The sequence below is a fragment of the Roseomonas sp. CCTCC AB2023176 genome (genome assembly GCF_042259275.1).
Lineage (GTDB): Bacteria > Pseudomonadota > Alphaproteobacteria > Acetobacterales > Acetobacteraceae > Roseomonas.
This window is the reverse complement of the sequence record NZ_CP170086.1, coordinates 5,226,472-5,248,893: the sequence shown is the minus strand read 5'-3', so window position 1 is coordinate 5,248,893 and position 22,422 is coordinate 5,226,472. Positions and strand designations below refer to the sequence as shown.

21 protein-coding genes are annotated in these 22,422 nt (G+C 67.5%); 7 read left to right on the top strand and 14 right to left on the bottom strand.

Annotated features, from left to right (window positions below; translation table 11 throughout):
* Window positions 1-309: 309 nt before the first annotated feature.
* Window positions 310-3,435: a beta strand repeat-containing protein gene (locus ACE7GA_RS26375; RefSeq protein WP_376093866.1), complete on the bottom strand. Its 3,126-nt coding sequence runs from the start codon at window positions 3,433-3,435 to the stop codon at window positions 310-312.
* A gap of 267 nt (window positions 3,436-3,702) precedes the next feature.
* On the opposite strand from ACE7GA_RS26375, the gene ACE7GA_RS26370 reads away from it, so the two are divergent.
* Window positions 3,703-4,413 (top strand): IS6 family transposase, encoded by a 711-nt coding sequence (locus tag ACE7GA_RS26370; protein ID WP_376093810.1) that lies wholly within the window; start codon window positions 3,703-3,705, stop codon window positions 4,411-4,413.
* A 313-nt stretch (window positions 4,414-4,726) separates the two neighbouring features.
* A complete protein-coding gene (locus ACE7GA_RS26365) occupies window positions 4,727-5,434 on the top strand; it encodes a DUF2971 domain-containing protein (protein ID WP_376093863.1) in 708 nt (235 codons plus the stop codon).
* A gap of 262 nt (window positions 5,435-5,696) precedes the next feature.
* Here the strand turns inward: ACE7GA_RS26365 and ACE7GA_RS26360 are convergent, their stop codons facing one another.
* Window positions 5,697-6,407, bottom strand: a complete 711-nt coding sequence (locus ACE7GA_RS26360) for an IS6 family transposase (protein WP_376093810.1) — start codon at window positions 6,405-6,407, stop codon at window positions 5,697-5,699.
* 304 nt (window positions 6,408-6,711) lie between these two features.
* Here ACE7GA_RS26360 and ACE7GA_RS26355 point away from each other — a divergent pair, with 304 nt between their 5' ends.
* On the top strand, window positions 6,712-7,677 hold the full coding sequence (locus tag ACE7GA_RS26355; protein ID WP_376093839.1) for an IS5 family transposase: 966 nt from the start codon (window positions 6,712-6,714) through the stop codon (window positions 7,675-7,677).
* A gap of 72 nt (window positions 7,678-7,749) precedes the next feature.
* Here ACE7GA_RS26355 and ACE7GA_RS26350 read toward each other — a convergent pair whose 3' ends face one another.
* On the bottom strand, window positions 7,750-8,076 hold the full coding sequence (locus ACE7GA_RS26350; RefSeq protein ID WP_376093860.1) for a hypothetical protein: 327 nt from the start codon (window positions 8,074-8,076) through the stop codon (window positions 7,750-7,752).
* 350 nt (window positions 8,077-8,426) lie between these two features.
* Here ACE7GA_RS26350 and ACE7GA_RS26345 point away from each other — a divergent pair, with 350 nt between their 5' ends.
* Entirely contained in the window at window positions 8,427-8,867 is a 441-nt protein-coding gene (locus tag ACE7GA_RS26345) for a hypothetical protein (protein WP_376093857.1), read from the top strand.
* Window positions 8,868-8,880: 13 nt separating this feature from the next.
* Here ACE7GA_RS26345 and ACE7GA_RS26340 read toward each other — a convergent pair whose 3' ends face one another.
* The 5 genes from ACE7GA_RS26340 to ACE7GA_RS26320 all read right to left on the bottom strand — a co-directional run bounded on the left by ACE7GA_RS26340 (window position 8,881) and on the right by ACE7GA_RS26320 (window position 11,964).
* A complete protein-coding gene (locus ACE7GA_RS26340; protein ID WP_376093854.1) occupies window positions 8,881-9,366 on the bottom strand; it encodes a hypothetical protein in 486 nt (161 codons plus the stop codon).
* Window positions 9,363-9,941 (bottom strand): hypothetical protein, encoded by a 579-nt coding sequence (locus ACE7GA_RS26335; protein WP_376093851.1) that lies wholly within the window; start codon window positions 9,939-9,941, stop codon window positions 9,363-9,365. The genes ACE7GA_RS26340 and ACE7GA_RS26335 overlap by 4 nt, the downstream gene beginning before the upstream one ends.
* 323 nt (window positions 9,942-10,264) lie before the next feature.
* Window positions 10,265-10,621: a hypothetical protein gene (locus ACE7GA_RS26330; protein WP_376093848.1), complete on the bottom strand. Its 357-nt coding sequence runs from the start codon at window positions 10,619-10,621 to the stop codon at window positions 10,265-10,267.
* Window positions 10,622-10,624: 3 nt separating this feature from the next.
* Window positions 10,625-10,951 carry a hypothetical protein gene (locus tag ACE7GA_RS26325; protein WP_376093845.1) on the bottom strand — a complete coding sequence of 109 codons (327 nt, stop codon included), beginning with the start codon at window positions 10,949-10,951 and terminating at the stop codon, window positions 10,625-10,627.
* A 200-nt stretch (window positions 10,952-11,151) separates the two neighbouring features.
* Window positions 11,152-11,964: a hypothetical protein gene (locus tag ACE7GA_RS26320; protein ID WP_376093842.1), complete on the bottom strand. Its 813-nt coding sequence runs from the start codon at window positions 11,962-11,964 to the stop codon at window positions 11,152-11,154.
* 230 nt (window positions 11,965-12,194) lie between these two features.
* Between ACE7GA_RS26320 and ACE7GA_RS26315 the strand changes: the two genes are divergently transcribed.
* Window positions 12,195-13,160 carry an IS5 family transposase gene (locus ACE7GA_RS26315; protein WP_376093839.1) on the top strand — a complete coding sequence of 322 codons (966 nt, stop codon included), beginning with the start codon at window positions 12,195-12,197 and terminating at the stop codon, window positions 13,158-13,160.
* A 162-nt stretch (window positions 13,161-13,322) separates the two neighbouring features.
* Here ACE7GA_RS26315 and ACE7GA_RS26310 read toward each other — a convergent pair whose 3' ends face one another.
* From ACE7GA_RS26310 to gmd, 4 genes are all read right to left on the bottom strand, one after another.
* A complete protein-coding gene (locus ACE7GA_RS26310; protein WP_376093836.1) occupies window positions 13,323-14,681 on the bottom strand; it encodes a hypothetical protein in 1,359 nt (452 codons plus the stop codon).
* 37 nt (window positions 14,682-14,718) lie between these two features.
* Window positions 14,719-15,150 (bottom strand): hypothetical protein, encoded by a 432-nt coding sequence (locus ACE7GA_RS26305; RefSeq protein ID WP_376093833.1) that lies wholly within the window; start codon window positions 15,148-15,150, stop codon window positions 14,719-14,721.
* Window positions 15,151-15,297: 147 nt separating this feature from the next.
* Window positions 15,298-16,239 (bottom strand): GDP-L-fucose synthase family protein, encoded by a 942-nt coding sequence (locus ACE7GA_RS26300; RefSeq protein ID WP_376093830.1) that lies wholly within the window; start codon window positions 16,237-16,239, stop codon window positions 15,298-15,300.
* Between the two features lies 1 nt (window position 16,240).
* A complete protein-coding gene (gmd, locus tag ACE7GA_RS26295; RefSeq protein ID WP_376093827.1) occupies window positions 16,241-17,311 on the bottom strand; it encodes a GDP-mannose 4,6-dehydratase in 1,071 nt (356 codons plus the stop codon).
* 151 nt (window positions 17,312-17,462) lie between these two features.
* On the opposite strand from gmd, the gene ACE7GA_RS26290 reads away from it, so the two are divergent.
* Window positions 17,463-18,944 (top strand): hypothetical protein, encoded by a 1,482-nt coding sequence (locus tag ACE7GA_RS26290; protein ID WP_376093824.1) that lies wholly within the window; start codon window positions 17,463-17,465, stop codon window positions 18,942-18,944.
* Between the two features lie 125 nt (window positions 18,945-19,069).
* Window positions 19,070-19,474: a tetratricopeptide repeat protein gene (locus ACE7GA_RS26285; RefSeq protein ID WP_376093821.1), complete on the top strand. Its 405-nt coding sequence runs from the start codon at window positions 19,070-19,072 to the stop codon at window positions 19,472-19,474.
* 48 nt (window positions 19,475-19,522) lie between these two features.
* Here the strand turns inward: ACE7GA_RS26285 and ACE7GA_RS26280 are convergent, their stop codons facing one another.
* Window positions 19,523-21,217 (bottom strand): glycosyltransferase, encoded by a 1,695-nt coding sequence (locus ACE7GA_RS26280; protein ID WP_376093819.1) that lies wholly within the window; start codon window positions 21,215-21,217, stop codon window positions 19,523-19,525.
* 58 nt (window positions 21,218-21,275) lie between these two features.
* Window positions 21,276-22,115: a sulfotransferase domain-containing protein gene (locus ACE7GA_RS26275; protein ID WP_376093816.1), complete on the bottom strand. Its 840-nt coding sequence runs from the start codon at window positions 22,113-22,115 to the stop codon at window positions 21,276-21,278.
* Window positions 22,116-22,422 lie beyond the last annotated feature (307 nt).

The following is a 22,422-nucleotide window of genomic DNA, read 5'->3' as shown; positions in this document are numbered from 1 at the left end:
TTGAAGGGCGGTTTCGGTCCGAGGAAGCGGCCCTTGTTCCAGGGCAAGATGGGGCGGGTATGGGGAAGCGGAAAACCTGACGGCTGCTGCACGGTACTTCTCCCGAGCCGCGGGATCGCGGCAGCCCGGTATGGCACCCGGCGGACGGGCATGGCCGGAAGCCGCAGGACCGCTCTCGGCGGCTGCTGGTGCCGGAGCTCACATTGGGCGATGTCCGGCGGGCGCCTTGGGACGAGGCCGTGCAGCCGCGCGGGCGCGCATGCGGGCCGGATGCCCCTTCCCTGCCGCTCGGTCCCGCCCATCCTGCACTTAGTAGAATGCGAAGTCGGCGGCCGAGAGGGCGGGCCTCCCGGCGAGGGTTGCGAGGAGAGTGAGGCCGCCCTCGGCCGAGCCGTTTGCGTCGTGGAAGAGCCCGCCCGTCGCTCCGCTGTAGAGGAGGGTCGGGGCCGCGGTGACCGGATAGGGCGTGTCGCCGGAGACGAAGGTCACACCGGGCAACACGCCCGTCAGCCCGAAGGCCGCGGCTTTGAGCTGGATCCGATCCTCGCCGGTGGTGAAGTCGAGGAGGGTGTCGCCCGTGTTCACTGCGCCGGCGACGGCGTCGGCCGGCTGCTCGAAGCGGAACAGGTCGGCGCCCGCGCCGCCGGTCAGCGCATCCGGCCCGCCGCCGCCGATGAGGATGTCGGCCCCGTCGCCGCCGCTGAGGACGTCGTAGCCCTCCCCACCCGCGATGATGTTGTCGCGCCCGTTGCCGAGGACGACGTTGTCGCCCGCGTTGCCCGTGCCGTAGACCGCGGCGCCGAGGAGGATCAGCACCTCGACGTTGTCGGAGAGCGTCAGGTCGGCGGTGGAGTAGACCGTGTCGATCCCGCCGCCCGCCGCCTCCACGATCGTGTCGACGCTGCCGTTGACGGAGTAGTTGTCGTTCCCCGCCCCACCCGCGAGGACGTTCGCCGCCTCGTTCCCGACGAGGACGTCGTCGCCCGCCCCGCCCGTCAAGTTCACCGCGGCGGTTCCGATGGCAACCAGCGCCTCGACGTTGTCGGGCAGGGTCGCGGTCACGCTCGCGTAGACGATGTCGAAGCCGCCGCCCGGCGCTTCCGTCACGATGTCGCCCGCGTCCTCCACGACGTAGGTGTCGTCGCCCGCCCCGCCCGCGAGGCTGTCCGCGCCGGCCCCGCCCATCAGCAGGTCCGCCCCCGCGCCGCCCACGAGCGTGTCCGCCCCGGCTGCGCCGTCGAGCGTATCGGCCGCGTCGCCGCCGGCCAGCAGGTTCGCGCCCGGGTCGCCCGTCAGCGCGTCCGCGAAGGCCGAGCCGGAGAGGTTCTCGATGAGGATGAGGACGTCGCCCTCCGCGTCGCCACCACGCCCCGTGCCCGCCGCGAGGCTCACCGTCACGCCGGCGCCCGAAGCCGAGTAGTCCACCGTGTCCACCTCAGCCCCGCCGGGCGTCGCGGCCCCGAAAAGCGTGTCCGCGCCCGCGCCGCCGATCAGCGTGTCGGAGCCGCGGCTCCCGTCGAGGTTGTTGGCCCCGGAATCGCCCTCCAGCCGGTCGTCCCCGCCCGAGCCCCGAAGGTTCTCGACCCCGATCAAGACGTCGCCCTCAGCGAAACCGCCAGTCCCGGTGCCCGTCGCGAGGCTGACGGCGACCCCGGCGAAGGTTGCCTCGTACAGCACCGTGTCCGTGCCGGCCCCACCGATGAGGCGGTCCGCGCCCGACGAGCCGAAGAGGGCGTCGTTGCCGGCTCCGCCGTCGAGCGTCTCGCTGCCCGCGGCGCCTCCGAGCAGGTCGGCGAAGGCGCCGCCGATCAGCCCCTCAATTCCCGTAAAGGTGTCGCCGACCGCATCCCCGAACGCGGCCAGCCCTAGCCCGGCGCCCAGGCTCGCAAAGACGCGGCCGGCCGAACCCGCGAAGGAGGCCATGTCACCTGACCCGTCGCCCCCGTCCAGGCTGTCCGCCCCGGCGCCGCCCGCCAGGGTGTCGTTGCCGTCGCCACCGAGAAGCGTGTCGGCCCCGCCGCCGCCGGAGAGGAGGTCTGCGCTGTCCGCTCCTGACAGGAGGTTTGCCCCGGAATCGCCTGTGAGGACGTCGGCGAAGGCCGAGCCCGCAACGTTCTCGATGAGGAAGAGCCCGTCGTCCTCGGCGTCACCGCCGAAGCCTGTCCCCGTCCCAAGGTCCACCGTCACGCCGGCGGGCGATCCGAAGTAGTCGGCGAGGTCCACGTCGCCCCCGCCCGGCGTTGCCGAGCCCAGGAGCGTGTCGGCCCCCGCCCCGCCGACGAGCGTGTCATCGCCGCCTTGCCCGATGAGGAAGTTGGAGCCGGCATCCCCGATCAGGAGGTCGTCGCCGCCCGAGCCCGACACGTTCTCGATGCCGGTCAGCACGTCGCCCTCGGCCGTGCCGCCGCTGCCGATCCCTCGCGCGAGGTCCACGACGACCGCATCGCCGTCGAGGTTGTAGTTCGCCAGGTCGGTCCCCACCCCGCCGACGAGCGTGTCCGCACCCGCCCCGCCCGTCAGCACGTCGTTCCCGGCACCGCCGTCGAGAAATTCCGCCCCGTCCGCACCAACGAGCTGGTCGCCGAAGTCACTGCCGATGAGTCCCTCGATGCCCGAAAAGCTGTCGCCGAACGCATCGCCGCCGGACGACAGGCCGGTGAGCACGGCGGAGACACCGGAAGCTGAGGTCGCGTAGGAGACGATGTCGCCCGTGCCCGAGCCGCCGATGAACGTGTCGAAGCCGGCGCTGCCGAGGAGCGTGTCGTCGCCACCGCCACCTTCCAGCCGGTTCGCGTTCGCGTCGCCTACGAGGACGTCAGCAAAGGCCGAGCCGATGACCGCTTCGATCCCCGTCAGCGTGTCGCCCTCGGCATCGCCGCCGGTGCCCGTCCCTGCGGCGAGCGAGACGGTGACTGCGGCGCCGGATGCCGAGTAGTCCACGACGTCGAAGCCCGTGCCTCCGTCCACCACGTCGGCGCCCGCGCTGCCGAGGAGCGTGTCATCACCGTCGCGTCCGGACAGGAGGTCCGCGCCCGCAAGCCCGGCGAGCGTGTCCGCGAAATCGCCGCCAAAGGCTGCGGAACGGAAGCCGCCGGCCGTGCGCGAGACCGCAGACGTCGGCTCGCCGAAGATCACGTGGACGGAGCCGGAATCGATGCGGCCGTTGTTGTCGGCCCAGGCACCGATGGCGATGTCGGAATAGCCATCCCCGTCGAGGTCGCCGGCGGACGTCACGGATGACCCGCTGAAGTCAGCCGCGGCCGCTCCGTCCAGGCGAAAGCCGTCGGCGGCCGAGAGGTTCGCGAGATCGACATCCGCGAACCCGCCGGCCTTGCCGAAGACGACATAGGTCGCCCCGGAGGCGGGGCGGCCATTGGGCGATTCGGCGAAGGCCCCGATGATGACATCGGCGTAGCCGTAGCCGTCGCCGTTCACGTCGCCGGCGGACGCGACCGAAATGCCCGTCCTCGCCCCGGAGACGGATCCGTCGATCCGGAACCCTTGCCCTGGCTGGAGGGTGCCGAGGTCGATGTCGGTGAACCCGTCCGGCTTGCCCAGGATGACGTAGGCGCTGCCCGACGTGGACCGGCCGTTGTTGTCGGCATAGCTCGCGCCGATGATCAGGTCGGCATAGCCGTCGGCGTGGCATTGCCACGTTGTCGCCCGCTGGCCGGAACGAGGCGGCTGGGCGAAGCTGGCCGGATGTCGTCAGAGCCCGCCACCTACCCCGGCTACCGCTTCCCGGCCGAGATCATCCGGCACGCGGTCTGGCTGTACTACCTCTTCAGCCTCAGCTTGCGTGACATTGAGCTGCTCCTCGCTGAACGGGGCATCACCGTCACGCACGAGAGCATCCGGCGGTGGGTGCTCCGGTTCGGGAGTGAGTTCGCGGGGAAGCTGCGCAAGCGGCGGCCGCGGCCCGGGGACACCTGGCACTTGGATGAGGTCTTTCTGAGGATCAACGGCGAGCTGCACTACCTCTGGCGCGCGGTGGACCAAGACGGCGTGGAACTCGATATCCTCGTGCAGCCGCGCAGGAATGCGAGTGCGGCCAAGCGGTTCTTCAGGCGCCTGCTGGTCGGGCTGAAGTACAAGCCGAAGCGCCTCGTGACCGACGGGCTACGCAGCTACGGCGTTGCGCATCGCGAGGTGATGCCCGAGGTGCGGCATCGGGTCAGCCCCTACCTGAACACCCGGGCCGAGAACCCACACAGGCCGACGCGCCGGCGAGAGCGGCAGATGCAGCGCTTCAAGTCACTGGACCAGGCACAGCGGTTCCTGTGGGCCCATACGATGATCTACGGTCACTTCCGGCCGCGGCGGCATCTCATGACCGCCGCTCAGCACCGCCGCGCTCGCGCCAAGGCCTTCCGGATTTGGCGTGAGGAGACGCGCGTCCAGACCGCAGCGTGAAGGTGCACGGGCGCCTCGTCACGCGCGAAAGCTCGGCCTTGCGCCAACAAGTTGACGATACCCTTGGGTGAGCTGAACAGGGCTTGAGGCAGCTCTTAAAGCTGCCCACCGCCAAGGCGTGCATACTGAACCGCATGCAAGACGGTGGTCCGGAGAAGCAGTTGGGGCATCCGGCGGTGGACGTGGCGGGCCGGAGAGGATGAGCGCCTGCGAGGAGCCTCCTCACCTTTATAAGTACCGATCGCTCGAGGGCGCGGCGAAGGCGCGTACGAAGGACATAGTGATTCATGACCGGCTCTGGTTCGCCAGGCCCATGGACTTCAACGATCCCTTCGATTGCAGCCCGACTGTCTCGCTGTCGGCGCCGCAGAAGGTGTACGAAGACTACCTCGGAGACTTGTTCCGGGAGAAGGTAAAGGGCCTGTCCCGCCGCGACCGTCGCGCGATGCTGAGCGACATCCGCCACGATCCGGCACGGCGCCCCGGATCCGCCGAACTCCGCGCAAGCATGCGGTCCGCCGTTTCGAACATGGTCAACTCCGCCGGCGTCCTCTCGCTGGCAGCGCGGCCGGATCAGGTGCTGCTGTGGTCACACTACGCGTCAGCGCACACCGGCATCTGCCTCCGGTTCAGCAGGGCACCTTGGGCCTATCCGTTTCGCGCAGCGCAGAAGGTCATCTACTCGGAACAGCGCCCAGTGTTGAATCCCGTGCTCGACAACGCGGACGCCCAGGTCGACAAGGCCATCCTGACGAAGGCCGATTTCTGGGCTTACGAGGAGGAGTGGCGTGTGCTGAGTCATCCCGGCGGCGTCGTGCCGGGCGGCCCTGGCCTCGTCACGTTCGACCCGAAGGCTCTGGATGCGATCATCCTGGGCGCCCGCGTCAGCGACGCCGATGTTGCGGAGGTGGCCAGTTGGGTCGAGGGCCGGGAGCAGCCGGTTGCGCTGTTGCGGGCGCATCCGAACGCCGAGCGCTTCCGGATCGACATTGTCCCGCTCGATGCCGCAGTGAAGGGGTAAGTTCTCTATGTTCCGAAGTGCTGAACCCATACCCTGATTCAAGCGCATGGACCAAGCGTCAGAACTCGAAGCGTTCCTGACGAGGGTCGTGCACCTTGCCCCGGGGTCGGCGCGCGGACGGGGGCTCGGCCGCAGCTGCTGATGTGGCGGGCGGTGCGACGGTCGGCTCCGGCGCGTCCTCCGCTCCCGCGCGTGCCGCGGGTATCGTCAACTTGTTGGCGCAAGGCCGAGCTTTCGCGCGTGACGAGGCGCCCGTGCACCTTCACGCTGCGGTCTGGACGCGCGTCTCCTCACGCCAAATCCGGAAGGCCTTGGCGCGAGCGCGGCGGTGCTGAGCGGCGGTCATGAGATGCCGCCGCGGCCGGAAGTGACCGTAGATCATCGTATGGGCCCACAGGAACCGCTGTGCCTGGTCCAGTGACTTGAAGCGCTGCATCTGCCGCTCTCGCCGGCGCGTCGGCCTGTGTGGGTTCTCGGCCCGGGTGTTCAGGTAGGGGCTGACCCGATGCCGCACCTCGGGCATCACCTCGCGATGCGCAACGCCGTAGCTGCGTAGCCCGTCGGTCACGAGGCGCTTCGGCTTGTACTTCAGCCCGACCAGCAGGCGCCTGAAGAACCGCTTGGCCGCACTCGCATTCCTGCGCGGCTGCACGAGGATATCGAGTTCCACGCCGTCTTGGTCCACCGCGCGCCAGAGGTAGTGCAGCTCGCCGTTGATCCTCAGAAAGACCTCATCCAAGTGCCAGGTGTCCCCGGGCCGCGGCCGCCGCTTGCGCAGCTTCCCCGCGAACTCACTCCCGAACCGGAGCACCCACCGCCGGATGCTCTCGTGCGTGACGGTGATGCCCCGTTCAGCGAGGAGCAGCTCAATGTCACGCAAGCTGAGGCTGAAGAGGTAGTACAGCCAGACCGCGTGCCGGATGATCTCGGCCGGGAAGCGGTAGCCGGGGTAGGTGGCGGGCTCTGACGACATCCGGCCAGCTTCGCCCAGCCGCCTCGTTCCGGCCAGCGGGCGACAACGTGGCAATGCCAACGAGACTATAGCTCTCCACGCCCGCGGGGTGATCCGGCCGAATCTCCTTCTCTCGGGGACACCGCGCCCCTATCTTCCGACGCTTCGGAAGGATTATGCCTATGCCCACGGGCGCACAGATGGTGTCGGCGAGCGAAGCGGCAGCGCTTGCGGGCGTCGAGCTTCGCGACAGCGTGGTGCATGAATTGGGCGGGTGATCGCCTTAGGATAGAGTAGCGGGTGCCCCACCTGACAGAGCAGCCCTTTGCCGTACAAGGCCAATGCTGACCGGCGTCACCGGATCCCGCGGCAGCGGCACAGGGTCACGAACTGGCCCGCGTATGAGGCGGGCCTGCGGGCCCGGGGCAGCCTGACGCTCTGGTTCTCGGAGGAGGCGATCGAGGGATGGCGGGCTGAACCTCGCACCACCCGAGGAGGGCAGCCGCGCTACTCCGATCTGGCGATCACGACGGCGCTGACCCTGCGTGCCGTGTTCCACTTGGCGCTGCGCCAGACCGAGGGCCTGATCAGGTCCATACTCGATCTGCTCGGCCTGGATCTGGCGGTGCCGGACCACTCGACCATGAGCCGCAGGGCGGAGACGCTGAAGCGGCCACGGCCGCGTAGCGGGAGGGAACCGGTGCATCTCCTGGTGGACAGCACCGGCTTGCGCCTATGCGGCCCTGGCGAGTGGCTGGTCGAGAGGCACGGCAGCAAGCGGCGGCGGGCGTGGAGGAAGTTGCACCTCGCCATGGACGCCGATACTGGCCGGATTGTCGCGACGGAACTGACGGGCCATGACGTCGACGATGGCTCACAAGTCGGCCCCTTGCTCGACGGGGTCGATGGTCCCGTCGCCTCCTTCACGGGTGACGGCGCGTTCGACCGCGACGACGTCTACGCCGCGATCGCTGCCCGACATCCCGGTGCGGACATCATCGTGCCGCCGCGATCAAGCGCGGTGCCGAGTGCCGACGCAGAGACCTCGCCGTCGCAACGGGATCGGCATCTGCAGTCCATCGCCGAGCACGGCCGCATGGGCTGGCAGAAGGCCTCTGGCTACAACTGGCGAGCCCTCGTGGAGGCCGACGTGTCGCGCTGGAAACGGGTGATCGGTCCCGGTCTGCGCTCGCAGACGGATGGGCGTCAGGCGACCGAGGTGGCGATCGCTGCGGAGGCGCTCAACCGCATGTTGGATCTGGGACGCCCGGGCTACGTCCGCATCGCGTGATCCGGCATGCTGGTCGGGCTCAGTGCGTCTTCATCGCTGACCCGTGCAACAAGATGGCGGGCTGACGTCCGGTCAGGCGGAGGCCGCCAGCCGCGCGGCGCGATGCGCTTCGAGCGCCGGAATCACCATCGCCGCCCAGGCCCGCCGCGACGCCTCATAGGCGAGCTGGCGCGGGTCGCGGCCGGGGGCGGGCGGGGCAGGGGAGGGGACCTCGACATCCGGAAACTCCACCTCCGGCATCGGCCCCGCCGCTTTGATCTCGCCCTCCACCCAGGGCCGCATCTCGAGGATCAGCGCGTGCCGCTCGGCCTGACCGAGCCCCGTCACCGGGTCGACGTCGGCGCGCGCGTGAAGGAAGGGGAGGGCGGCCAGCGCCCCGAACAGGCCGCGCCGCTTCACCGGACGTTGCTCAAGTCCGCCCATCCCGCCGGCGCCGGCCGTTCCTCGAGGTCCTCTTCCCCCGGCTCGGCGAGGAGAAGGCGCCCGAAGGTCGAGGCGTTCGCGTCACGCGTCGCCTCGTCCCAGCGCCGACGGAACTCCGCCGCATCCTCCGGGGAAATCCGAACCTTCGAGGACGCCGGGGATGTCAGGGCCGGGCCCGGCCTCCCCGAACAGCCGGCGGGCGCGGAGGTGATGGGGGCAGGGGAGGGGCGTGGGGGCGTCCATGCTCCGCATCCTCCCGTCACGACCGGGCAGGCAGCTTGTTCCGGTTTCGGCTTGGACTAGGCTCCCCGCGGGGGATCTGGCTGATGCGGGTGTGGCGCGGGTTATTCCGGCTCTGGGTCGTCGCAACCTGCCTGTGGGTCCTCGTCGCTGGGACGATGACCTGGGTGGACGAGCGAGGGATCACGCCGGCCGAGCAGTGGTGGGTCCTCCCCTCAGCGGAGAGGGGCGTCTACCGGCTCGAGCTCGCGTCCGACGCCCAGGCGCTTCGCGCGACGCACGACCGCATCGACTACGCCCACAACATCCACCTCATCGTGCCGAAGGAGACCCCGCAGGAAGACATGCGGCGCTACTCGCCCACGTTCGTGCGGGATGTCGTCGAGGCGCGGGGACAGTTTCTCGCCGACGAGCGTTGGGACCGCCTGCGGAGGTCGGCGTCCTTCATCCTGGCTGCGCCCGTCGTCGTCCTGGGTCTCGGCCTGGCCTCGCGATGGGTCGTGGCCGGCTTCCGGCGGCCGGCCTGACGACGCCCCCTCGTCAGTCGTCCTCGTCGTCCGGATTGCGCGGAGGCGGCGGGGGAGGGGTGTAGGGCGCGGTCGCGGCGACCGCCTTTGCCCGGTCCAGTCGAAGGGAAGCGCCTCGGGGCGTCTCCTCGAGGTGTCGGTGATCAGAGATCGCGAGGATGATGACCGTGTCGTCGTCTCGTTGCATCAGGTAGACGATGTCGTCGGATCCGGGGTGGCGGAGGTGCAGGTGCATGACCCGAAGCTGGCTCCGGAGAAGGTCATCGCCGCGCGTGCTGGCGCGGTAGTACCGCGCGAGTTTTTCTGGATCGCAGTCAGTCTCTATAATGTCGATGAGGTCGTTGAGGTCCGCGAGTGTCCTGCGGGACGGCGTGTAGCCGGTGCCGAGCGGCAGGCGGCGATTCCCGTCGGCGTCGAACGTGGTGTCGATGATGACACGCTTGGGCCCCGGCCGGAGGCGTGGCTCGGCCAGGGCGCCGGCGATATGCGGCCGCTTCAATCCCTGATGCGGCCGGCCATGGCGGTAAGGGCCGCGAGCCTCTCCTCACGCGTCGACCCGAGGGTGCGATATTCGATGGGGTGCGTGCGCCCAGCGGCGAAGTCCAGCACCCGCCGTTCGATCTCCCCATCCACCGTCACCGGAGGCGCGGGGGAGGCTGGCTGGGCTGCGAGAGCGGGTTCCGTCGAAAAGGGGATGAACCCCTGATAGTAGGTCGCCTCGGGCGTCTGGATCGGCCCCGGCGTGTAGAGATCCTCGATGCCGCGAGCCTTCATCGGAATCCGGTAGCGGTGACCCTTCTTCACGACGCTCACGCGCTCGATCCCGTAGGGCAAGTTCACCGGAACCGACGCATCCGGCGGATTCAGCGGCACGGTGACGATGTGGGACTTGTAGCCGGAGGCGTCGATGACCTTGATGCCGCGTGCGACGTCCGTCGCCGGCGTCGGCTCGGCCGCCTTCGGCTCATGGCTGTGGGCGGCCCGGAACCGTCCGTCCGCGGACCGAACGACCGGGCCGACCGGGGGCTTCTCCCCGCCGCTGCGAGGGGTCTGGCGCCGCGTGAAATCGACCATATCCGCCCCTCTCCTCTCTGACCCGCAGGCAAAATTGCCCCGCATCTATGGGGTTTCAGCGCGGCGAAGTCGACGGGTTTGAATACTAATCCCCCGGGCAGGCACCCCATCGCGGCCGCTTCCGGCCCCGCTTATGGTCGGAGGCACGCGGGGAGGATCGGGCGACGGGGCGGCGCGACGGGGACTGGTTTTTCTACGGGGCGATCGCGATGCTGGCCGCGTCCAAGCTGACGGACCTCTCGACCACGGCGCTCGTCATCGGCGCCCTCGTCCTCGGCTGGGCCGTGAACGAGGGGATGCGCAAGCGCGACGCCTGACGACCGTCACGCCGCGGATCGGCCGGTCGGGACGGACGCGGCGCCCGCGAGGCAGCCAGGCGACGGCCGCGCCGGCCGCCGGGGCTCCCAGCCCGGCAGGGCGCGCGGATCGTCGCCGGGACGGATCTCGATCGCGACCTCCTCCAGGCCGCCCGGCCAGCGCAGGGGCGCGGTCCGGAAGGCGATGGTCGGCGCGACCTCGACCACGGGCGCGATGCCGACGCTGTAGGGCTCAAATCGGGGCGCGCGCGTGACGCGGACCAGGCCGGGGAAGCGGCCGGTCTCGCGGTCCATCTCGACCAGGTCGTCGCAGAAGCCGAGGAACGTGACGGAGCGGTCGGGGGCGATACGGATGACGTGCATGTCTCAGCCCTCCCCACGCGCGGCCGCGAGCTCGGCGAGGAGGTCGGCGACGACGCAGCCGGCCGGTGTCACGCGAATGATGATGCCCCCCAGGGGCCGGCTCTCGATCAGGCCGAGCGCCTCAAGGCGCGGCAGCTTATCCGCGTCGCCGCGTTCGAGGAGGGAGATCTGCTCGACCTCGAGGAGGGCGTGCCAGCGCGGGAAGTCCGCGAGGAACCGCACGAGCCGGCGCGCGGCCGGGCCCAGTGGGAAGGGCGACGGCGGTCGGGGGACCCGGACCGGCGTGATCGAGAGGAGAGCTTGGAGGACGGAAGAGGAGGGTGTCTGCATCCCCCGGATTGTCCCGTCACGACGCGACAGCAGGCGTCGTTTGCTCGAAACGGTGGCCCACCTTTACCTGAGATGCTTGATGGATCCTCTCCAGCAACACATGCCACTCTGTAGAATAGAGTGCTTCGTAAGGTGATGCAGCACGCTTTTCGGCCGAGATATCCCCGGCGGTTTGCCTGCTTCGTTGCTTTAAATGACACTCATAGTAGAGACGAGAAATAACTGAGCCATCTCAGGGCGCTTTCCACTGCCATACGAGCCGCACCCATCATGTCAGTAAAGTGCGCGGGAATCATATAAGCCCCGACAATAACCACTCCCTGAGCGGCCCTCTTGCCAATCTCCTTTGCAAAGCCGTCCGCTGCCGAATCGCCCTTTTTGCCAATCCAAACGACGGTGTTGTTTATGCGTTTCGTCGCTTGAGCCACCTCTACGGCGTTCGGAGTCTCTTTGGTCAGCTCTTGCCTCATGAGCCGGCTGGCTTCTCGTAGCTGTTCGGCGGCTTTACCGACCTCTGTAATCTCGTCTGGCGGTGGATTGTTGTGGCCCATGCGGCCGTGATGTCGAGGAAGTCTATCCAGTAACTCGTCTAACTTGTTGAGTGCACCCGTCACCTCGGCTCGTAGCGCTTGCTCAGCCTGGGTTCCCAGACCCACAAGCGGGCCGGTACTAAGGTCAGTTGCTAACCTTTCAATCCGCTCCGCTCGGCTTCGCCGTGTTCGCTTTTCATTACTGAACTCGGACTTTACTAGATTAGACGAGTGGTACGGATGCTTCTGACTCGGTACCCAATAAACGACTTGTCCTGGATCTACCGCCAAATCAACTTGCTCGGCGGCCTCCTCAATTGCATCGTGCGTCGCCACATCCAGGAACTCGTATTCAAGCTCATCGAACGCGAGAAACGGGCCAGGGATACCAGCTGTAGAGACTTGAGATCCATTCTGCGCGTACATTTCGTAGAAGGTCGTAAACCAGTGTTTCAGATATTCGACCTGCTTCTCAGATGACATACGTCGCAATGTGGATGGTGGCACGCCGTCAACGTCAGCGTCATTCCGGAAATACCGTTTGCGCTTTGCCATGTACGTCTCGAAACAGGAGGCGATCGGTGTGTCAAGGAGCACACGGGAATGAAGCCTGGATGCGCGGTGCGGTAACGGCACACCAGCGTGGTGCATGAATTGGGCGGGTGATCGCCTTAGGATAGAGTAGCGGGTGCCCCACCTGACAGAGCAGCCCTTTGCCGTACAAGGCCAATGCTGACCGGCGTCACCGGATCCCGCGGCAGCGGCACAGGGTCACGAACTGGCCCGCGTATGAGGCGGGCCTGCGGGCCCGGGGCAGCCTGACGCTCTGGTTCTCGGAGGAGGCGATCGAGGGATGGCGGGCTGAACCTCGCACCACCCGAGGAGGGCAGCCGCGCTACTCCGATCTGGCGATCACGACGGCGCTGACCCTGCGTGCCGTGTTCCACTTGGCGCTGCGCCAGACCGAGGGCCTGATCAGGTCCATACTCGATCTGCTCGGCCTGGATCTGGCGGTGCCGGACCACTCGACCATGAGCCGCAGGGCGGAGACGCTGAAGCGGCCACGGCCGCGTAGCGGGAGGGAACCGGTGCATCTCCTGGTGGACAGCACCGGCTTGCGCCTATGCGGCCCTGGCGAGTGGCTGGTCGAGAGGCACGGCAGCAAGCGGCGGCGGGCGTGGAGGAAGTTGCACCTCGCCATGGACGCCGATACTGGCCGGATTGTCGCGACGGAACTGACGGGCCATGACGTCGACGATGGCTCACAAGTCGGCCCCTTGCTCGACGGGGTCGATGGTCCCGTCGCCTCCTTCACGGGTGACGGCGCGTTCGACCGCGACGACGTCTACGCCGCGATCGCTGCCCGACATCCCGGTGCGGACATCATCGTGCCGCCGCGATCAAGCGCGGTGCCGAGTGCCGACGCAGAGACCTCGCCGTCGCAACGGGATCGGCATCTGCAGTCCATCGCCGAGCACGGCCGCATGGGCTGGCAGAAGGCCTCTGGCTACAACTGGCGAGCCCTCGTGGAGGCCGACGTGTCGCGCTGGAAACGGGTGATCGGTCCCGGTCTGCGCTCGCAGACGGATGGGCGTCAGGCGACCGAGGTGGCGATCGCTGCGGAGGCGCTCAACCGCATGTTGGATCTGGGACGCCCGGGCTACGTCCGCATCGCGTGATCCGGCATGCTGGTCGGGCTCAGTGCGTCTTCATCGCTGACCCGTGCAACAAGATGTTTCACTTACCATCGCGGCTCTAGGTAAGCGCGTTGAGCGCTCGCCTAGAGGCACGATGGTAACTGTCATACTAGGTCTGTTTACCTGAGGGGCTACGGCCTACGATTAGCTAAGCAGGTCCAGATTTGGTAGGATGACTTTGCCGTCTCTGGTTATGGTCAGCGCCAGAGAGGAAACGCGGCAGCATCCGTCTGCGCCAGCCGGGATGCGCACCTCCGAAACAATGTAGGCCGTCAAACCTGGCGCTGTACATGAAACCTTCGCTTTCATGAAGCCTTGCGCAAGGGTGGCCTTAACGACCTTGCGGGCAATGATCTGCCCATTTGCATTGCGCAACGCAAAGCGGATCGGAGTCTCATCTTTGCTCTTAGACTCCACGCCTATGCGGAGCGTGATATCCGTTCCACCCTCGATGACCCGGTTGTGCAACCACGCTGAGCGTTCCCAGATTGCGTCCTCCTCGTCCGCTGACGCAAGGAAAGCCCCTTTCTCGAATTCAACGCCGTGCAGGGCCCTCATGTGACCTAGGCATGCGACGCCTCGCCGGTGTTCGGTCCCAACGCTAAGGGGTCCATGAACGATGAGGGCGTTCGGAAAACGGCTCCTTAGCTGCGCGGGAGACCAGACGAAATGCCCGGCCTGCTCGGCGGCGCCACCAACGTTGATGATGAAGTCGGACAGCCGAAAACGGTGCAGGACGTCGCGGGCAATGAGCCAGTGTGGATGACCTGGATCGCTCATTTCCGGGGAGGCGAGGAACGTCTCCCAGGCGCAATCGTAGGCGAGACTCGGATCGTGGTTCCGGATGTAGTTGTGCATCCAGTCCCAGAAGAAACCGTCCATGAATGTCCAGAAAGCCGCGTCTCCGACATTGTACAATGCATTGCCATTGATGTGGCGGCACAAAGCCCAGTGCAGGGGAGCGATGCCGCTATAGTGCGCGCCGACGATCCAGGCTTCGCCGCTCCGCCCGGCCGCGGCGTTCACGCGGACGAGCCAGTTTGGCACGAGGGGCTGGCAGTCTGTCTCCATAAGGAACACAAAGCCGCCCAGGTAACGCAACGCCTTTAGGGACTCGTAGAACATCCAGTTGGGACCAGACTTGAAACCGTAGGGCGGCGGTGGATGCACGGCCTTCCGGACATACAGATCCTTCTCCGGCGGAAGGTCGAGAAAGAGGACGTCGCAGGCTGCGAAGGCCCGCCGTACCTTTGGATGCGCGTTGAAAGCATCGCGCAGCGTAGCCTCGTATCCACGATCGGGCTTGCCGCTGAAAGCGAAGACGAGACGGGCCTTTTCCTGTCGGACAGGGTCACCGGAGACCGCGGGCGGGAACCGATGCTCCCAAAAATCAAGGTTCGCGACCGCGGTTGGAATCTCCCGGGGCATCAGGGGACAGAGCACGGCTGACAGCCGCGCGTTCTCCTCACGCTTCGCCACCGCCCGGGGCGCGGCGTGGGCCATCGGTGGCGAACCGTTCACGGCGCAGCGCCTCTGCGCGTCAGGCGAGGAGCTCGTGAAGCGGGGCGAAGGCGAGGCCGGAGATGTCGATAACGACGCTGCCGGCGGCCGTGTTGTCGCGCTTCTGGAGGGCGAGCACGGGCTGCAGCACGCGGTTCGGCTCGCGAACTTCAAGGCCGGCGACGCAGACGGCGTTCTCAGCGGGAAGACGGACCGGATAGTTCGCCTGTCGGACGTACGCGCCCTGCGCTTCCCATTCGCGCACGACGATGAAGGCGTTGGCCAGATTTGTCGCGTCGGCGACAGAGACGCGGGCCCGGAGCACGCGAATATCACCTTGCACGGACAGCGCGTAGGGTCCGAGCGAGAGAGAGACGAAGTCGCCGGCACCACCCGGTCCGAACGCCAGCCGCAAGCGGATCGCAGGAACGCCGTCGCGCATGCCCGCCTCGAGCACCTCCAGTTCCGACACCTCCTCACCGGCCCAGCCCGACGGAAGCTGTCCGCCGAGGCCTACGACTCCCGCCCGCGCATGGCGGAAAACAACGTACCGTTCCTTCGTTACGTCTGCAACCATGCTGCTCAATCCTCGATTCCGAGTTATCGCGGTCTGGATGGGTCAGGCAGGCCGAAGGCTGTCGAGGTACCAGCGGTAAGCCTGCGCCAGGCCGTCGCGGAGGCCGATCCGCGGTCGCCAACCCAGCCCGGCGAGGATGTCGGCGCTCATGAGCTTGCGGGGCGTGCCGTCTGGCTTCGTCAGGTCGTTCTCGATGCGGCCCTCGAAGCCTACGACCTCGGCCACTAAGTGCGCGAGGTCGAGAATCGTTAGGTCCGAGCCGCTCCCCACGTTGACTGGTCCAGCGCCGTGGTAATGACGCAACAGGAACACGAGCGCGTCGGCGCAGTCGTCCGCGTGGAGAAACTCGCGCCGGGGCCTGCCGGTTCCCCAGATCGTCATGGTCAGACTGGCGGACACCTTGGCCTCGTGTGCCTTGCGGATGAGAGCGGGGATGACATGGCTGTTCTGTAGGTCGAAGTTGTCGTGGCTGCCGTAGAGGTTCGTCGGCATCGCTGAGGTGAACTGGCAGCCGTGCTGGGCACGGTAAGCCTGGCAAAGCTTGACCCCCGCAATCTTGGCGATGGCATACCATTCGTTCGTCTGTTCGAGCGGGCCGGTTAGAAGCGAGTCCTCTCGGATCGGCTGGGGAGCGAACTTCGGGTAGATGCAGCTCGACCCGAGGAACAGGAGCCTCTCGACGCCTGCGAGGGATGAACCGTGGATGATGTTTGTCTCGATCATGAGGTTGTCGTACAAGAAGTCGGCGGGGAAGGTGTCGTTGGCTAGAATCCCGCCCACCCGCGCCGCCGCGAGGAACACTGCGTGCGGGCGCTCCCGCTCGATCCAGGCCGTTGTCGCCGCCTGATCCAGAAGGTTCACCTCCGACCGTGGCACCGTCAGTATTTCGCAATCTTCTGCGCGGAGGCGGCGAACGAGCGCGGAGCCGACCATCCCACGATGGCCCGCGACCCAGACGCGCTTCCCGCGGAGTTCGTAGGTCATGTCAGATGCCACGATTGCGGCGCTCCCGCGCCATCTGGACCATGTCCTCGCGCACCATCTCTGCGCAAAGCTCTTCCCAGCCGATTCGCGCCTCCCAGCCCAGCCGCGTACGGGCCTTCGTCGCGTCGCCGATCAGCAGGTCCACCTCGGTCGGACGAAAGTAGGCGGGGTCGACCTCGACGAGCACCTCCCCCGTCGCCGCGTTGACGCCCTTCTCCTCCACGCCAGTGCCGCGCCACTCGAGGGGGAGGCCGACCTGCTTGAACGCATAATCCGCGAAGGCGCGGACCGAAACCTTACGTCCCGTGGCGAGCACGTAATCCTCCGGCACATCCTGCTGCAACATAAGCCACATGCCTCTGACGTACTCACGGGCATGCCCCCAATCGCGCTCGGCGTCGAGATTTCCGATGTAAAGTTTCTTCTGATAGCCCAGGCGGATGGCCGCAGCCGCACGCGTAATCTTGCGCGTCACGAAGGTCTCCCCGCGCAACGGGCTCTCGTGGTTGAACAGGATGCCGTTCGAAGCGTGCATCCCGTACGCCTCGCGGTAGTTCACGACGACCCAGTAACCGTAGAGCTTCGCGACACCGTAGGGACTGCGCGGGTAGAACGGGGTCGTTTCGTTCTGAGGAACTGCCTGGACCTTACCGTAGAGTTCCGAGGTCGAAGCTTGGTAGAAACGCGTCTTCTTCTCGAGCCTGAGGATACGGATGGCCTCAAGCAGACGTAGGGTTCCCAGCGCATCGGCGTTCGCCGTGTATTCGGGGGTCTCGAAGCTCACTTGCACGTGCGATTGCGCCGCGAGGTTGTAAACTTCGTCCGGCTGTACCTGCTGCATGATCCGGATCAGGTTCGTGCTGTCCGTCATGTCGCCGTAGTGCAGGTGGTATCGCACGTCCTGCTCATGCGGGTCCTGGTATAGGTGCTCCACGCGGCTCGTGTTGAACGAAGAAGAGCGCCGCTTAATCCCGTGGACCTCGTACCCTTTCTCAAGTAGCAGTTCCGACAGGTAAGCCCCGTCCTGGCCCGTCGCTCCGGTGAGGAGAGCCACCCTCGCTGAGCTAGACATCGAGTGCCTCTACCTTCGCAATGCCACACGGATCTGTGAGCTGACTACACGGGCCGGGGAACTGGGTAAAGGTAGAAACATGGGCCGGGGATGCTCGAACGGAGGTGTCATGCCGTCGAAATCAGCACCTCTTGCTCACGCTGAACACGACGTGTGCGACGACGGGCGGCGCCGAGCCGGACCCTGGACCAGACCGCGACGGGCCATCCTCCCCGTCACGATCCTTGCTATCTTGTGTGTGCTGCTTCCCACCCTCGCGGTGGGGCGGGAACAATCCCGACTGTCGGGCCAGGTCTCGCTGACGGCGACCGCTTCGTTCTTGGACCGCTTTGTCTCGTCGCGACATCCAGCCCTGCCGTTGTCCATCGTTCTTCAGGGCAACGAGGCGGGCGACCCGTTCTTCGCCCGCCTTTCCTTCTCGGGCAGCGCGGGACAGACTGATATCGATGTGGCGAGCGGCGGCAGCATCAGCGCGTGGCGGGCCTCCGGAATGGAGCTGCTGCCGCCGAACCGGAACCCCCGTTCAGCCTTCGTGGACGATGTCTTCCAGATCGTCGTTGCGCGCCCGGGCGCGCAGGATGAGGTGCGCGCGGGCCAGGACGCCTTTTTCCTACATCAGGCCGGCACTTACCGCCTGCGCCAGCGTGAGGACTCGCCGCAGGTCTTCTCGCCCGCGCTCGGCGTCCAGTCCGATCCGCAAGGCGGAACGCTGTACCTGCTTGCCTGGCCGCAGGCGGCCCACCTGCCTAGCGCAATCCGGTCGGAGTTCCTCATCCTCTCGCGCTTGCGGCGTGTGGCCCCGGACGTGCTGGAGTACGCGGCGCTCATCGTGAACTTCGGGTGCGAATCCTCCGGTTGGCTCAGTTTTCCTTGGGGAGGCGTGCGAACCTCCGCCTTGCCCCAACTGCATCTTGGATCGGAGACGGGCGAGACTCGCGTCGAGCCGCGCTTGCGCTATGGTGAGGGACCGGTGGTTGGACCCTCGGACTGGAACGGCATCGCCTTATGGTCCGCCGACCACGCGCGGGAGGAACGGCCGGCCCTCGGGCTCGCGGTGCCGACTCGGTTTGGCGCGTCGCCGGGCATTTGGAGGAGCGGCGTGGGCGGGGGTGGCACGGCGGGGGAGCCCCGGGACTTCTACGTGGGCGCGAGCGAGGGTGGGATTGTCCTGGAGCCAGGCGACGCGGCGGTGGGGTGGTTCTATATCGGCGTGGGCCGCCCGGCGGAGTTGGAAGCGTCCCTGCGGCATTTGCGAGCCGCTGCGCCACCGGAGGTCAGGCGGCTCGCTGCCGGCGAGACGCGGCCCGAGCCGACCCGGTGCCTTGCCGAGGAGAACGGTCTTGATCGCTCCGGCCGGTGCCGCATCACCGTCACCGACACCGCCGCGCCGGGCCTGCGACCGCTCTTCCGGTATCGCCGGCCAGATGGGACGAGCGCGCTGACAGACGACCCCTACCTCGGCGTACCTGTCGGTCTCGGCCTGGAGACGTGGCGCCGGGTGGGTGAGATTGAAGCCGTTGTGGGTTTCGTCGGGACGACGCGGAGCGGGGGCGCCTGCAACCTCACGAGCGGGGAAGTCTGCGAGGCGACCGTGACCCCCGCAGCCGAGGGGCGCTGCGCTCGACAACACTGAGAGTTTGGTGGCACCGGGCCACGTCCGCCCGTTTGGCGAAGCTGTCATGGATCTGATAGGCATATTTATTGCTAGGAAGCGGTCGGGCGTGGGATTAACAGCGCCGAAGCTGGGTCAACCAAGGAGTGACGAACATCATGAGCACGACGATGCCAACCGACGGTCCGGCGGCCGACCAGGACCGCGAGGGCATGCGTGAGATGATCGCGCGCGGCGAGCTGGAACAGGCGCTCTTGCCAGGCCTCCGGGCGCTGGAGCGAGTACCCGGCGTAGGACAGGCTGTCGAACTTGCCTCCCTTCTCGTTGACCTTCGGTTGCCGCGCGTCGCTAAGACGATCGTCTCTGAGAGCCTCGCCGAGGGCAGCGACAGCGTGGCGCTTTCCATCCTCCTTGCCCGTTGCCAGCTCATGTTGGGGCAGGTCGAGGAAGCAGCTACCACGCTTGACGCCCTCGGGCCGGACCATGCCGATCTGGAAGCGGTCAGGTCGCTTCGCGGGGGCGTTGATCGTCAGCGCGCCGCAGCGGCCTAGCATCCGGTCGCGTCGGTCCGAACCCTCAGGTGAAGGCTGGCCGACCGATCAAGATCCCACGAACGCCACCCGATGCTCGAGAGACCGGATGGTCGCCGCGGGATCACGCCAGCAGCGGAACGCAACCGCCCGTCGCGCGGCCTCCGACAAGAGCGTCGTGTGGTCATGGAGGAGCGTCCGCACAGCCCGGGCGAAACCGGACGGGTCGGAGTAGCGGAGAGCCACACCGTCTGTGGCGAGCTCAGCCACGGTCGGCCCGTCGCGAGCGACGACGACACGGCCCGCCGCGATCGCGTCGACCATGATGCCAGAGCCTCGCCCGGCGTATCGGTCTGGGTCGTAGGGCAGAAGAACGGCGTGGGCGGCCCGCAGCCGCTCGCGATAAGCGCCGTCGTCCAGGGGGCCTCGGTGGAGCCGGACCTGTGGATTCGCTCCCAGCCGGGCTAGGGCCTCCTCGTAGGCCGAGGTCGGGCCGCGGTGCGGCGGGAGGACCTGCACGTCGAGGATGATCGACCGGAGCCCGTCATCGCCCCCCAGCGTCGCGGCGAGAGCGGGTAGGTCAGCGAACCCCTTCTCCGGCCGTGCCTCGCCGAGGAAGACGAGGCGAAGCGGAAGGTCGGGCGGTGGCGACACGCCCTCGGCGGCCCAGGCCGGGGCCGGGAGCTGCAGCGCGGGCACAGTACGGCCCAGCCGTTCCGAGACTTGCCGTCCGAGTTCGCGCGTTTCCGCCCAAAGGAAAACTTCCCGCCCGTAGGACGCGGTCGCGGCGAGGCGGGCGAGGGCGCGGCTCACCTCTATTCCTGCCGCCCGCCCTGGCATTATCCACGGCTGGTTCGGAATCACCAAGTGAAACGGGGCGCCGATGGGCGCCTCATCCTCGGCCAGCGCTAACGCGGCGCGCAGCAGGGCTGGGTCGGCGCTGTGCGCTAGAAGGTGGGTGGCCGCGCCCCCAACCTTATTCAGGAAGCCCCGGAGCGCCGCGGCGATCTCAGGCCCTAGGTCCACCTGCCCCAGTGCCTCGGGGGGAAGGTCAAAGAAGGAGCGGGCGAAGACGGGGTGGACGGCGACGCCCGGCGGTGCCGTCGCGGGATCCAGCCGCGCGTGGCATGCCCAGGTGACGTCCAGCCCGAGATCCTGGCCCCCTGCCGTAAGGCTCCGCGCGAGGGGTAGGTAATGCCCGCGGGCACCGTCGAGGCAGGGGTCCACGATCGCAAGCCGCGCAGGCCAGCCCGCGGACCGCTCAAGCACGGCGTACGCCGCGGGCCGCCTCGCCAGGACGACCGGCGCCCCGCGCCCAAGGTCGTAGTGCCCGGTGAGCCGCAGCCCGTGCTCCGCGAGGGCCGTCAGGACGGCGTCGAGCGACTGGGAGGCCGCGAACTGGAGCAGTACCGCGGCGCAGTTCCGGAGCAGGCCGGGATGGCTCGCGGCGACCCGGGCGAGGGTTCCCGGCTCGACGAAGCGGAGCACGGTCGCCGAGGGGTCATCTCCCTGCGTCAGCCCTGACGCCCCGTCCACCGGCGCCACCTCTTCCGGTGGCGCGCCGGCGCGGGTCTGGCGGAAGGCGCGGAGTGGACGGGGTGGCCCGGGAGGCTCCGAGACGACGATGTTGAGACCCTCTCCGAAGATCTGCGGCAGCAGCCCGGCGGCGGGACGGCGACTGATGGTTACGAGGGCCGGGTCCGGCCGCCCGTCGGCCACGGTTGCGGTGACTGCTCCGATAAGGTCGTGCAGGGTCACGGGCATTCGCCCTCGGTGCTGCTTCGCGGGCTACGTACCGTCCGCCGCCAGCGGAGCAGGCGCTTCACGCGACCGTCGCCGTCACCGAAGCCTGGCCCGGAACGGCATACCCGTAGAGCAGGAGGTATTCCCCGAGGATGTCGTTAAGGGCAGCGATCGTTGCGGGCTTCAGGCGCCGCGCGTGGTCGCCCGGCCGGACCTGCCGGATGTGCTCCTCGGGCCGTTCAGAGGTCGGCACGACGTCTACGCGCTCCAGCACCTCATCCACCGCCGCTTCGGTCACCATCCAGCCGTACCAAGCGCAGATGTCCCGGATCCAGTCCCGCTTGGCGTAGATAACGTCCTCGTAGCGGTAGGTCGCCACGTTCGGTCGCCAATGGAAGAACTGGGCTAGGTAGCCCTCGAACATCCGGGTGTAGCGATGCACATTGGCAAGGCAGAATTCGTCGGGAGTCTGGCCGAGGGCGCGCTCGCGCGCCCGGAGCAAGGCCTCCGTAGCGCTCCCCGGCTCCGGCTCCCCCGGAAGGCCGTGACTCAGGGCGACGGAGTAGTAGAGGGAGGTAAGCATGTCCCGTGGGTCGCGCACGAGGAAAACAACCTGTGCCTCGTGGAGCATCGGGATCGCGTAGAACGGGAAGTCGCGATACCCGCCATAGCAGTATCCGGTCGGCTTCAGCACCGATCCGATGTGGGACGGCCGACGGTCCGCACGCACGTTCTTCCCATAAAGGTGGTTTGAGACGGAGAAGTACGTGACGCCCGCATGGGGCGCAAGGAGCGTGAGGATGTCGTAGAGGAGGGTGCTGCCGCCTTTCGCGAACGCGAAGGCGAAGCAGCTGGGGTGGGTGCCGTCGGTCGGCGGCGGTTGCACGGGGAAGAACTGACGACGGGGCACGAACCTCATGTATGGCTCCGGTCTGTTGGGCCTGCGCGGTGAGCGGTGGACCGCCCGGCCGAGATCCGGTCTCCCGAATGTATGCCCTGCGTGCAACGCCGGAACCTCCGCCGATGACGGTCGTCATATTGAATGAATACGGCCGGTGCTTTCTGGGAGAGCAGGCGAAGGAGCATCAAGAATTGGGGGGTTCGCCTGAAGCCTCGCCGTGGTGCCACACCACCACTCGAGCAGCGCCTAAGCTGCGGGTACGCACCCTTGGGACGGGACGCCGTCTGGACGGTCAGATCGCTGCGTCCCTTCCGAGCGCGATGTC